The organism is Streptomyces sp. NPDC057682, from assembly GCF_042799575.1.
Lineage (GTDB): Bacteria > Actinomycetota > Actinomycetes > Streptomycetales > Streptomycetaceae > Streptomyces.
The window spans coordinates 301,851-313,734 of sequence record NZ_JBHVIN010000003.1 but is presented as its reverse complement, the minus strand read 5'-3'; the positions used below and the strand labels follow the sequence as shown (position 1 = coordinate 313,734).

General features: G+C 72.1%; 12 protein-coding genes. 6 read left to right on the top strand and 6 right to left on the bottom strand.

Annotated features, from left to right (window positions below; translation table 11 throughout):
• Positions 1 to 16: 16 nt before the first annotated feature.
• From ACFVDM_RS06625 to dhaK, 4 genes are all read right to left on the bottom strand, one after another.
• Positions 17 to 523, bottom strand: a complete 507-nt coding sequence (locus ACFVDM_RS06625; RefSeq protein WP_383634092.1) for an NUDIX domain-containing protein — start codon at positions 521 to 523, stop codon at positions 17 to 19.
• An 86-nt stretch (positions 524 to 609) separates the two neighbouring features.
• Complete coding sequence (locus tag ACFVDM_RS06620) at positions 610 to 1,020, bottom strand: PTS-dependent dihydroxyacetone kinase phosphotransferase subunit DhaM (RefSeq protein ID WP_383634090.1); 411 nt, start codon at positions 1,018 to 1,020, stop codon at positions 610 to 612.
• On the bottom strand, positions 1,017 to 1,622 hold the full coding sequence (gene dhaL, locus ACFVDM_RS06615) for a dihydroxyacetone kinase subunit DhaL (protein WP_383634088.1): 606 nt from the start codon (positions 1,620 to 1,622) through the stop codon (positions 1,017 to 1,019). The genes ACFVDM_RS06620 and dhaL overlap by 4 nt, the downstream gene beginning before the upstream one ends.
• Before the next feature lie 53 nt (positions 1,623 to 1,675).
• Positions 1,676 to 2,668, bottom strand: a complete 993-nt coding sequence (dhaK, locus tag ACFVDM_RS06610; protein WP_383634086.1) for a dihydroxyacetone kinase subunit DhaK — start codon at positions 2,666 to 2,668, stop codon at positions 1,676 to 1,678.
• 231 nt (positions 2,669 to 2,899) lie between these two features.
• On the opposite strand from dhaK, the gene ACFVDM_RS06605 reads away from it, so the two are divergent.
• Positions 2,900 to 3,454: a DUF1697 domain-containing protein gene (locus tag ACFVDM_RS06605; protein ID WP_383634084.1), complete on the top strand. Its 555-nt coding sequence runs from the start codon at positions 2,900 to 2,902 to the stop codon at positions 3,452 to 3,454.
• A 27-nt stretch (positions 3,455 to 3,481) separates the two neighbouring features.
• Here the strand turns inward: ACFVDM_RS06605 and ACFVDM_RS06600 are convergent, their stop codons facing one another.
• Entirely contained in the window at positions 3,482 to 3,877 is a 396-nt protein-coding gene (locus ACFVDM_RS06600; protein WP_383634082.1) for a molybdopterin-binding protein, read from the bottom strand.
• A gap of 142 nt (positions 3,878 to 4,019) precedes the next feature.
• Between ACFVDM_RS06600 and ACFVDM_RS06595 the strand changes: the two genes are divergently transcribed.
• Both ACFVDM_RS06595 and ACFVDM_RS06590 read left to right on the top strand, forming a co-directional pair.
• On the top strand, positions 4,020 to 5,537 hold the full coding sequence (locus tag ACFVDM_RS06595) for an MFS transporter (RefSeq protein ID WP_383634080.1): 1,518 nt from the start codon (positions 4,020 to 4,022) through the stop codon (positions 5,535 to 5,537).
• The gene (locus ACFVDM_RS06590; protein WP_383634078.1) at positions 5,534 to 6,565 is read left to right on the top strand and encodes a glutathione S-transferase family protein; all 1,032 of its coding nucleotides are present in this window, start codon (positions 5,534 to 5,536) and stop codon (positions 6,563 to 6,565) included. Before ACFVDM_RS06595 ends, ACFVDM_RS06590 begins: the two co-directional genes overlap by 4 nt.
• Before the next feature lie 6 nt (positions 6,566 to 6,571).
• Here the strand turns inward: ACFVDM_RS06590 and ACFVDM_RS06585 are convergent, their stop codons facing one another.
• Positions 6,572 to 7,072 carry a tetratricopeptide repeat protein gene (locus ACFVDM_RS06585; RefSeq protein WP_383634076.1) on the bottom strand — a complete coding sequence of 167 codons (501 nt, stop codon included), beginning with the start codon at positions 7,070 to 7,072 and terminating at the stop codon, positions 6,572 to 6,574.
• Between the two features lie 160 nt (positions 7,073 to 7,232).
• Here ACFVDM_RS06585 and ACFVDM_RS06580 point away from each other — a divergent pair, with 160 nt between their 5' ends.
• The 3 genes from ACFVDM_RS06580 to ACFVDM_RS06570 all read left to right on the top strand — a co-directional run bounded on the left by ACFVDM_RS06580 (position 7,233) and on the right by ACFVDM_RS06570 (position 11,825).
• The gene (locus ACFVDM_RS06580) at positions 7,233 to 9,455 is read left to right on the top strand and encodes an NADP-dependent isocitrate dehydrogenase (RefSeq protein WP_383634074.1); all 2,223 of its coding nucleotides are present in this window, start codon (positions 7,233 to 7,235) and stop codon (positions 9,453 to 9,455) included.
• A 262-nt stretch (positions 9,456 to 9,717) separates the two neighbouring features.
• A complete protein-coding gene (gene ctaD / locus ACFVDM_RS06575) occupies positions 9,718 to 11,448 on the top strand; it encodes a cytochrome c oxidase subunit I (protein WP_383634072.1) in 1,731 nt (576 codons plus the stop codon).
• Positions 11,449 to 11,477: 29 nt separating this feature from the next.
• On the top strand, positions 11,478 to 11,825 hold the full coding sequence (locus tag ACFVDM_RS06570) for a hypothetical protein (protein ID WP_383634070.1): 348 nt from the start codon (positions 11,478 to 11,480) through the stop codon (positions 11,823 to 11,825).
• Positions 11,826 to 11,884 lie beyond the last annotated feature (59 nt).

Genomic DNA, 11,884 nt, shown 5'->3' with positions numbered 1-11,884 from the left:
GCGCGAGGCGACCTCCTCAGGAAGCCGGACCCGGCCGGTCCGCGAGCACCTCGGCCAGCCGGTCCAGGAAGACCCGCTGCCCCGCGACGAGACGGCCGGCCGCGACCTCGGGTGAGCACCAGGCGAACCGGTCGATCTCCGGGAACTCCCGCAGCTTCCCGGACCCCCGGGGCCACTCCAGGGTGAAGGTCCCCGGGACGGCCGTCGCCGGATCGAGGTCGGCGGCCACCGCCCACACCGTCACGGTCTTGCCGCCGGCCTGCCGCGACTCGCCCAGCTCCAGCCACTCGCCGTCCGGGACCGGGCGGCCGAACTCCTCCTCGAACTCCCGCCGGGCCGCCGCCCGGGGCCCCTCCTCCGGTCCGTACTCGCCCTTGGGGACCGACCAGGCGGCCGCGTCCCGGCGCGCCCAGAACGGCCCGCCCATGTGCCCGATCAGCACGTCGAACCCGTGCGCGCCCGTACGGAACAGCAGCAGCCCGGCGCTGCGCCGCGTGGACGGGGACGAGGAGGGCGCGTTCATGCCCTCAAGTCTCCGCGCGCGGGGCGCGGGGCGCACGTCCTGCCCGCCCCACCGCCGGCCGCACGGGCGCGGGACGCCCCGGCCGTTCAGGCCTTGCGGTAGTCGTACGCCTCCGAGGCCGCGGCGGCCACCGCCGCCAGGTCCCCGCCGGCCGACGCGGTGACGAGCGCCGCCACCGCGCCCTCCAGGAACGGCGCGTCCACCAGCCGGGTCCCGTCCGGGAGTTCGTCCCCGTCGGCCAGCATCGCCTTCACCGTCAGCACGGCGCTGCCCAGATCGACCAGGACCGCGACGCCGGCGCCCCCGTCCACCGCGCGGGCCGCCTCGGCGATCCGTTCGGCGCTGGTGCCCAGACCGCCCGCCGGGGTGCCTCCGGCGGCGGCCACCGGGGCCGTCGCGCCCCCGGCAGCCAGCCCCCTGGCCAGTTCCGCGACCGCCTCGGCCACCGGAGCGCTGTGCGAGACCAGCACGATGCCTACCTGCCCGCCCGCGCTCATGCCGCCTCCCGCGCGGTCCGGGCCAGCGCGTCGATCAGCAGCGCGGCGGACGTGGCCCCCGGATCCTGGTGCCCGACGCTCCGCTCGCCCAGGTAGCTCGCCCGGCCCTTGCGGGCCCGCATCGGTACGGTCGCCAGCGCCCCCGCCTCGGCCGCCTCCCGTCCCGCCGCGAAGGAGGTCCCCAGCGCCTCGGCCGCCGGGATCAGCGCGTCCAGCATCGTCTTGTCACCGGCCCGCGCCCCGCCCAGCCGGCCCACCGCCGCCACGCCCTCGCCGAGCGCCCGCGCCAGGTCCTCGCCGGAGACCTCCGGGGCGTCGCCCAGGGCCTTGCCCGTACGCCGCAACAGCGTCCCGTACAGCGGTCCGGAGGCGCCTCCGACGGTCGAGATCAACTGCCGTCCCGCCAGAGCCAGTACGGCCCCCGGAGTGGTGGGCGGCTCCTTCTCCAGGGCGGCGGCGACCGCGGTGAATCCCCGCTGCAGATTGCTGCCGTGGTCGGCGTCGCCGATCGCGGAGTCGAGTTCGGTCAGACGCGCGGCCTCGCGGTCGACCGAGGCGGCCGTCGTGGTCATCCAGCGGCGGAAGAAAGCGGCGTCGAGCACAGGCGTCTCCAGAGTGGGGCGGAAGGGAACGGCGGGCGGGCGGAGGCGGAAGGTCACCGGCCCCAGCGCAGCGCGGGGGTCTCCACCGGGGCGTCCCAGAGCCGGACCAGCTCCTCGTCCACCTGGCAGAGCGTCACCGAACAGCCCGCCATGTCCAGCGAGGTCACATAGTTGCCCACCAGCGTCCTGGCCACCACGACCCGGCGCTCGGAGAGCACCCGCTGCACCTCGGCGTTGAATCCGTACAGCTCCAGCAGCGGGGTCGCGCCCATGCCGTTGACCAGGACCATCACGGGTGCGTTCGGCTTCAGGTCCGCCAGCACCGCGTCGACCGCGAAGTCGGCGATCTCCCGCGAGGTCATCATCGGACGCCGCTCCCGGCCCGGCTCGCCGTGGATGCCGATGCCCAGTTCGAGTTCGCCCGGCGGCAGGTCGAAGGTGGGGGAGCCCTTGGCGGGCGTGGTCACCGAGGTCAGAGCCACCCCGAAGCTCCGAGACGAGGTGTTGACCCGGCGGGCCAGTTCGGCCACCCGGTCCAGCGGCGCGCCCTCCTGCGCCGCCGCCCCGGCGATCTTCTCGACGAACAGCGTCGCGCCCGTGCCGCGCCGGCCCGCCGTGTACAGGCTGTCGGTGACCGCCACGTCGTCGTCCACGAGGACCTGGGCGACCCGCAGCCCCTCCTCCTCGGCGAGTTCGGCGGCCATCTCGAAGTTGAGGACGTCGCCGGTGTAGTTCTTCACGACGAACAGCACCCCGGCCCCGCTGTCGACGGCGGCGGCCGCCCGCACCATCTGGTCCGGGACGGGCGAGGTGAACACCTCACCGGGGCAGGCCGCCGACAGCATGCCGGGGCCCACGAACCCCGCGTGCAGCGGTTCGTGCCCCGAACCGCCGCCGGAGACCAGGGCGACCTGGCCCGCGACGGGCGCGTCGCGGCGCACGACGACCCGGTTCTCGACGTCCACGACCAGCTCCGGATGGGCGGCGGCCATCCCCCGCAATCCGTCGGCGACCACGGTTTCGGGGACGTTGATCAGCATGCGCAACGGTTTCTCCCAGGCGAGTTGTCGAGACGTACGCGGTGTGCGGGGTCCGGTGGGGCGCGGGCCGCCCACCACCGTAGGACGCCGGAGGGCACGTTGCGAAGAACCGGACCCGCACCGGTGCGAAGTTCCGGGGCACGGCCGGGCATTCGCGGGAGGCGGTTGCGCGGCGCGGCACGATGTGCGTCGGGCTACGCTGGCGGGCGCGGCCGTGACTCCTCCACCGACGGACAGGTGAACGCTTTGCTGTACATCGCATTTCTGCGCGGGGTGAACGTGCCGGGCCGCTCGGTGAAGATGGACCGGCTGCGCGGACTCTTCCGGGACATGGGCTTCGCCGGCGTCCGCACGTACATCCAGAGCGGCAACGTCTTCTTCGAGTCCGACGAGAGCGACCGGGCCGCGCTCGCCGCGCGGATCGCGGAGGGTCTGGAGCGCGAGCTGGGCTACGAGGTGGCCGTCTGTCTGCGCACGGTCCCCGAGCTGGAGGCGCTGATCGCGCTGGACCCGTTCAAGGACGTCACCGTCACCGACGACCTGCGCTGCTGCGTGGTGTTCACGACCGAGCGGATCGATCCGGACCTGTCGCTGCCGATGCGGTCGGCGAAGGAGGACATGGAGATCATCGGGCACACCGACTACGACGCCTTCGTCGTCTGGTACCTGATCAACGGACGGGCACCGGCCGCCAAGGGCTTCCAGGAGCGGGTGCTCGGCCATGACGCGACCACCCGCTTCTTCCACACCGTGATCAAGATCCTCGACGCGGCGAAGAAGGGCGCGGCCTGAGGCCCGTGCCCGCGCCCGGAGGACCGCTCAGGCGCGGTCGATGTGCACGCTGGTGGACTTCACCCGGGCGGTCGCCTGCATGCCGACCTCCAGCCCCAGTTCCTCGACGGCCTCCCTGGTCAGCAGGGACACCAGCCGGTGGGGACCGGCCTGGATCTCCACCTGCGCCGCCACGTCGCCGAGTTTGACGGCGGTGACGATGCCCGGGAAGGCGTTGCGCGCGGAGGTGTACGAGGCCTCCTCCTCGCCCGTGGCGCCCTGGGCGACCTCGACCGAGAAGGCGGCCAGCGCGCGGCCGTCGATCAGCCGCCGGCCGCCCTCGTCGCGATGGGTGGCGACCCGGCCCGCGTCGGCCCAGCGGCGCGCGGTATCGGGACTGACGCCGAGCAGACGGGCGGCCTGCCCGATGGTGTAGGACTGCATATCATAGAAAATAAGCCATTCACGCTTGCATATGCAAGTCTATGCATGAAAAAGCCTTGCATATGCGTGAAAGGTGATCGGTGCTGGGCCGGGTGGCCCTGCCGGGATGAGGATCCGCGTCCCGCCGCCTAGGGTGCGAGCCATGGCGGAGAGTGCGGCACACGGGGGCCCCGCGGGGCCGGGCGCGAGCGCTGCCGCGAAGGACGACGGCGCCGATCCACGGCGCTGGCGGGCCCTCGCGGTCTGTCTGGTCGCCGGCTTCATGACCCTGCTGGACGTCTCCATCGTCAATGTCGCACTGCCCTCCATCCGCGAGGGGCTGCACACCCCGGAGTCGGATCTGCAATGGGTGCTCTCCGGCTACGCCCTTGCCTTCGGGCTCTTCCTCATCCCCGCCGGCCGGCTCGGCGACGCCCGGGGCCGCCGCCAGGTCTTCATGACCGGACTGGCGCTCTTCACCCTGTCGTCCGCCGCCTGCGGAGCCGCCCAGTCCAGCACCTGGCTGGTCGTCGCCCGGCTCGTCCAGGGACTCGCCGGCGGCCTCGTCTCGCCCCAGATCTCCGCGCTCATCCAGCAGATGTTCGCGGGCCCGGAACGGGGCCGCGCCTTCGGCATGTTCGGCACCGTGGTCGGCATCTCCACCGCCGTCGGCCCCCTGCTCGGCGGCCTCCTCATCCAGGCGGCCGGGGCCGAGGAGGGCTGGCGCTGGGTCTTCTACGTCAATCTGCCGCTGGGCGTCGTCTGCCTGCTGCTCGCCCGGCGGCTGCTCCCGGACACCCCCTCGGCCGGCTCCGTACGGCTGCGCGACCTCGACCCGGTCGGCGTGCTGCTGCTGGGCGCCGGGGTCCTTGCGCTGCTGCTCCCGTTCGTCCAGGCCCACCAGTGGTCCGGCAACGCCAAATGGCTCCTGCTGCTGCTCGCCGCGGCCCTGCTGGCCGTCTTCGTCGGCTGGGAGTCCCGGTGCGGGCGGCGCGGCACCACACCCGTGGTCAGCCTCGCGCTCTTCCGCGTCCGCTCCTACTGGCTGGGCTGTCTGCTGATCCTGCTGTACTTCGCCGGCTTCACCTCGATCTTCTTCATCACGACGCTCTACCTCCAGAGCGGACTGCACTACACCGCCCTCCAGGCCGGGCTGTCCATCACCCCGTTCGCGCTCGGCTCCGCCGTCGCCGCCAGTCCGGGCGGGCGGCTCGTCGGACGGTACGGGCGCCCGCTGGTCGTCGTCGGGCTGGCCGCCGTCGCGGTCGGCCTCGCCGCCACGGCCCTCGCCGTCCACCTCGATACGGGCCGGGGCGTCGGCTGGGCCATGGCCGCCCCGCTGCTCTTCGCCGGACTGGGCAGCGGCCTGGTCATCGCCCCCAACCAGACCCTCACCCTGTCCCAGGTGCCGGTGGCGGGCGCGGGCAGCGCCGGCGGCACCCTCCAGACCGGTCAGCGTGTCGGCTCCGCGATCGGCATCGCCGCCGTCGGCTCGGTCTTCTTCGCCCAGGTGGGCTCCGCCGCCTGGTCCACCGCCTACGACCACGGGCTCGTGGTCTCCGTCGCCTTCGTGGTCGCCGCACTTCTGGTGGCCCTCGCCGACGTGGGCGGCGACAAGCGGGGCAGGAACCGTACGGCGCACTCCCCGTCCGCCGCCACCGACCGCAGGGAATCGAGATGAACGCACCCGGCCCCACCGCCCAGGACGGCAACAGCTCCTACGGGCACAAGCCCTTCAAACGCTCCCGGAGCCACTTCGCCGACCGCATCACCGCCGACGGCCGCGACGGCTGGCCCGTCGAGGCCGGGCGCTACCGTCTCGTCGTCAGCCGCGCCTGCCCCTGGGCCGGCCGCGCCCTGGTCTCCCGCCGGCTGCTCGGCCTGGAGGACGCCCTCTCGCTCGCCGTCGCCGACCCGCTCCAGGACGACCGCAGCTGGCGCTTCACCCTGGACCCGGGCGGACGCGACCCGGTGCTCGGCATCCGGTACCTGAGCGAGGCGTACGACGCCCGGGAGCGCGACTACCCCGGAGGCGTCAGCGTCCCCGCGATCGTCGACGTCCCCAGCGGCCGGCTCGTCACCAACGACTTCCAGCGGATCACCCTGGACCTCGCCACCGAATGGACCGCGCTGCACCGGCCCGGCGCGCCCGACCTCTACCCCGAGCCGCTGCGCGAGGAGATCGACGAGGTCATGGAGGGCATCTACCGGGACGTCAACAACGGCGTCTACCGGGCCGGGTTCGCGGACGGCCAGAACACCTACGACAGCGCCTACGAGGCACTGTTCCGCCGCCTGGACCAGGTGTCCGAGCGGCTCGCCGGACAGCGCTACCTCGTCGGGGACACGATCACCGAGGCGGACATCCGGCTCTTCACCACCCTGGTCCGCTTCGACGCCGTGTACCACGGCCACTTCAAGTGCAACCGCGCGAAACTGAGCGAGGACCCCGTCCTGTGGGCCTACACCCGGGACCTCTACCAGACCCCCGGATTCGGCGACACGGTCGACTTCCACCACATCAAGCAGCACTACTACCGGGTCCACACGGGCATCAACCCCACCGGCATCGTGCCCGCCGGGCCCGACCTCGCGGGCTGGCTCACCCCGCACCACCGCGAACGGCTCGGCGGCCGCCCCTTCGGCGACGGCACCCCGCCGGGCCCGGTCCCGGCGGGCGAGGAGGTCCCCCGCTCGCACCGGCCGTGAGCGGGGTCACTCCACCTCGTCCAGGCGGTCCGCGTAGTGCACGACGGCCGGCGCGTACGCCCGCAGCCCGGGGTCCGCGCCGGTGGCGGCCACCACCTTCAGCAGCAGCCCCACCGACTCCCGGGCCTCGCCGAGGTTGTACAGCACCATGGCCAGGAAGGTCCGCAGCGCGGCGTCGTCCGGGAACTCCGCCAGCCCGCGCTCCAGCACGGCGCGCGCCCCGGCGTACCTGCCCAGCACCCGCAAGGTGCTGCCGAGCCCCAGGAACGCGCCGTGGCGGTCCTCGGGGGCGAGCCCCGTCCCGTCCACCGCCCGCTCGTAGTACGGCACGGCCCCGGCCTCCAGGCCCAGCGCGTCATGGGCCCAGGCGGTCTGATACGCGATCCCGGCATGACCGGGGTGGCGGGCCGCCAGGGCCACCAGTTCCTCGCACGCCTGCGACGTCCGCCTCTCGCGCAGCCGTACCGCCTGCTCAAGGGCCTCGTCGGGCCCGCTCTCCGTATTCATGCGGTCGCACGCTGCCAGCCCCGCGCGGCATGCGCAAATCCCGGACACGGGGGCGGTACGGCCGGTTCCGGACTGGACGGGGCGGGGCCCTGTCGAGACAGTGGCGATCACGAGATATCTTGATGTCAAGCAATGTTGCAGACGTGGAGCGGAGCACAGGGTGACTGACTCGACCATCATCTATACACACACCGACGAGGCCCCGGCCCTGGCGACGTATTCGTTCCTGCCCGTGATCGAGGCCTACGCCTCGAAGGCCGGTGTCACCGTGGAGAGCCGTGACATCTCCCTGGCGGGCCGGATCATCGCCAGCTTCCCGGAGCGCCTCCAGGAGAGCCAGCGCATCGACGACGCGCTCGCCGAGCTGGGCGCCCTGGCCACCACGCCCGGCGCGAACATCATCAAGCTGCCGAACATCTCGGCGTCGATCCCGCAGCTCAAGGCCGCGATCGCCGAGCTCCAGGCGCAGGGCTACGCCCTCCCGGACTACCCGGACGACCCGCGGACCGACGAGGACAAGGACGTCCGGGCCCGCTACGACAAGGTCAAGGGCAGCGCGGTCAACCCCGTTCTGCGCGAGGGCAACTCCGACCGCCGCGCCCCCGCCTCGGTGAAGAACTACGCGAAGACCCACCCGCACCGCATGGGTGCCTGGTCCGCCGACTCGAAGACGAACGTCGCCACCATGGGCGTCGACGACTTCCGCTCCACGGAGAAGTCCGCCGTGATCGCCGAGGCCGGCGCGCTGCGCATCGAGCTGGTCGCCGACGACGGCACCACCACCGTGCTCCGCGAGTCCGTCCCGGTCCTGGCCGGCGAGGTCGTGGACGCCGCCGTCATGCGCGTCGCCGCGCTGCGCGAGTTCATCACCGCGCAGATCGCCCGCGCCAAGGCCGAGGGCGTGCTCTTCTCCGTGCACCTCAAGGCCACGATGATGAAGGTCTCCGACCCGATCATCTTCGGCCACGTGGTCCGCGCCTTCTTCCCGAACACCTTCGCCAAGTACGGCGACGTCCTCGCCGCCGCGGGCCTCAGCCCGAACGACGGCCTCGGCGCGATCCTCTCGGGCCTCGACTCCGTGCCGCACATCGGCGCCGAGATCAAGGCCGCCTTCGAGGCCGAGCTGGCCGAGGGCCCCGCCCTCGCCATGGTCGACTCCGACAAGGGCATCACCAACCTGCACGTCCCCAGCGACGTCATCGTCGACGCCTCCATGCCGGCCATGATCCGCACCTCCGGCCACATGTGGGGCCCGGACGGCCAGGAGGCCGACACCATCGCCGTCCTCCCGGACAGCAGCTACGCCGGTGTCTACCAGGTCGTCATCGACGACTGCCGCGCCCACGGCGCCTTCGACCCGTCCACGATGGGCTCCGTGCCCAACGTCGGCCTGATGGCGCAGAAGGCCGAGGAGTACGGCAGCCACGACAAGACCTTCGAGATCCCGGCCACCGGCACCGTCCGCGTCGTCGACGCCGAGGGCAACGCCGTGCTGGAGCAGGCCGTCGGCGCCGGCGACATCTTCCGCATGTGCCAGGCCAAGGACCTCCCGATCCAGGACTGGGTCAAGCTCGCCGTGACCCGCGCCCGCGCCACCGGCGCCCCGGCCGTGTTCTGGCTCGACGAGGACCGCGCCCACGACGCGCAGCTCATCGCCAAGGTGAAGACGTACCTCGCCGACCACGACACCGACGGTCTGCAGATCGAGATCATGTCGCCGGAGAAGGCCACCGCCTTCTCCCTGGAGCGCATCCGCCGCGGCGAGGACACCATCTCGGTGACCGGCAACGTGCTGCGCGACTACCTCACCGACCTGTTCCCGATCCTGGAGCTGGGCACCAGCGCCAAGATGCTGTCCGTCGTCCCGCTGATGAACGGCGGCGGCCTCTTCGAGACGGGCGCCGGCGGCTCCGCGCCCAAGCACGTCCAGCAGCTCGTCAAGGAGGACTACCTCCGCTGGGACAGCCTGGGCGAGTTCTTCGCGCTCGCGGCCAGCTTCGAGCACCTGGCCACGACCACGGACAACGCCCGCGCCCAGATCCTCGCGGACACCCTGGACCGGGCCACCGCCACCTTCCTCAACGAGGACAAGTCGCCGAGCCGCCGCCTCGGGGGCATCGACAACCGCGGCAGCCACTTCTACCTGGCCCTCTACTGGGCCCAGGAGCTGGCGGGCCAGAGCGACGACGCCGCGCTCGCCGAGGCCTTCGCCCCGCTCGCCAAGACGCTGACCGAGCAGGAGTCGACCATCGTCGACGAGCTGATCGCCGTCCAGGGCAAGCCGGCCGACATCGGCGGCTACTACCAGCCCGACCCGGCCAAGGCCACCGCCGTCATGCGCCCCTCGGCCACGTTCAACCAGGCGATCGCGAGCCTCGCCTGATCCGGCCGGAGCACACGGACGACGGCGGACCCCCGCTCCGTCCGTGAGCCCCGCGGCCATTCCGCCCCGGCCGGCCCCGCGCCGCGCCGGGGCGGAGCCGTGTCCGGGCCCGGTCCCGGCCGCTGTCCGCCGCCCGGCGACGACGGGGACCCCCTGACGGGTGAAACCCGCCCCGTGACGGGCGGCGGGCCGCCCCCGGCGGGCCGCCGGCTGGTTTGCTGCAACCGGCAACCAGGCACGGTGACGAACGAGGGAGCGCCCAGTGACGACGACGGGCACGGCAGGGCCGGCGGAGGAGGAGGCGGACTACGCCAACGAGCTCCCGGTGCGCGGCAGGCAGCGCGGCAAGGTGGTCGTCACCTGGCTGACCTCCACCGACCACAAGACCATCGGCACGCTGTACCTGGTCACCTCGTTCGCGTTCTTCCTCCTCGGCGGCATCCTCGCGCTCGTCATGCGCGCCGAACTGGCCCGCCCCGGGCTCCAGCTGATCTCCAACGAGCAGTTCAACCAGGCGTTCACCATCCACGGCACGATCATGCTGCTGATGTTCGCCACCCCGCTCTTCGCCGGCTTCACCAACTGGATCATGCCGCTCCAGATCGGCGCGCCCGATGTGGCGTTCCCGCGGCTGAACATGTTCGCGTACTGGCTGTACCTCTTCGGCTCGCTCCTGGTGGTCGCGGGCTTCCTCACCCCCAACGGCGCCGCCGACTTCGGCTGGTTCGCCTACTCCCCGCTGACCGACGCCGTCCGCTCGCCCGGCATCGGCGGAGACATGTGGATCATGGGCCTTGCCTTCTCCGGCTTCGGTACGATCCTCGGCTCGGTCAACTTCATCACCACGATCATCTGCATGCGCGCCCCCGGAATGACGATGTTCCGGATGCCGATCTTCGTCTGGAACGTGCTGCTGACCGCGGTCCTGGTGCTCCTGGCCTTCCCGGTCCTCGCCGCCGCCCTGCTGGCCCTGGAGGCGGACCGGAAGTTCGGCGCCCAGGTCTTCAACCCGGCGAACGGGGGCGCGCTGCTCTGGCAGCACCTCTTCTGGTTCTTCGGCCATCCCGAGGTCTACATCATCGCGCTGCCGTTCTTCGGGATCGTCAGCGAGATCATCCCGGTCTTCAGCCGCAAACCGATCTTCGGCTACATCGGGCTGATCGGCGCCACGATCGCCATCGCGGGCCTGTCCATCACCGTGTGGGCGCACCACATGTACGTCACCGGCGGGGTGCTGCTGCCCTTCTTCTCGTTCATGACCTTCCTCATCGCCGTGCCCACCGGGGTGAAGTTCTTCAACTGGATCGGCACGATGTGGCACGGCTCGCTCTCCTTCGAGACGCCGATGCTCTGGTCCGTCGGCTTCCTCGTCACCTTCCTCTTCGGCGGGCTGACCGGCGTCATCCTCGCCTCGCCGCCGATGGACTTCCACGTCTCGGACACCTACTTCGTGGTCGCGCACTTCCACTACGTCGTCTTCGGCACCGTGGTCTTCGCGATGTTCGCCGGATTCCACTTCTGGTGGCCGAAGTTCACCGGCAAGATGCTCGACGAACGGCTCGGGAAGATGACCTTCTGGACGCTCTTCGTGGGATTCCACGGCACCTTCCTGGTGCAGCACTGGCTCGGTGCCGAGGGCATGCCCCGCCGTTACGCCGACTACCTGGCCGCCGACGGCTTCACCGCGCTGAACACGATCTCGACGATCTCCTCGTTCCTGCTCGGCCTGTCGATGCTGCCCTTCCTCTACAACGTCTGGAAGACCGCCACCCAGGGGGAGATGGTCGGAGTGGACGATCCCTGGGGCTACGGCCGTTCCCTCGAATGGGCCACCTCGTGCCCTCCGCCGCGCCACAACTTCGTCACCCTGCCCCGGATCCGCTCCGAGTCCCCGGCCTTCGACCTCCACCACCCCGCCGTACGCGAACTGGACGAGGCCATGAACCGTACCGAGCACTCCATGACCGTGGCTCCGGGGGACCGGCAGGCGTGAGGCGGGGCGCACGGGGAGAGGAGAGGCCGATGCGCGGGGACCACGACGGGGAATGCGCCCGGGGCCTGGCCCGGATGGAGGGCTATCTGCTCTGGAGCGCCGAACTGGAGCAGGCCCGCCGGGAGGCGCGCCGCTTCACCGACGCGCTGCCGTGGCTGACCACGGCCCAGCGCGAGGACGTCGAGCGGGTCTACGCCGCCGACCGCGCCGCCGTCGCGCGGACGATGCTCGTCCGCGTCGCCGACCGGTCCGCCGAGCTGCGCGGCGAGTACACCGAGCGCTACCGCCTCCTCAGGGCCCGCTGCGTGGCCGCCGCACTGCTCTGCGCCGCCACCGCTGTCGGGGCCGGCGCCGTCGTCTGCGGCCTCGCCCGCTGACCCGGCCCCGTCGTCCGTTCCGCCGTCCCGGGAGGCGGACTCGCCGCGGCCTCGTGAAG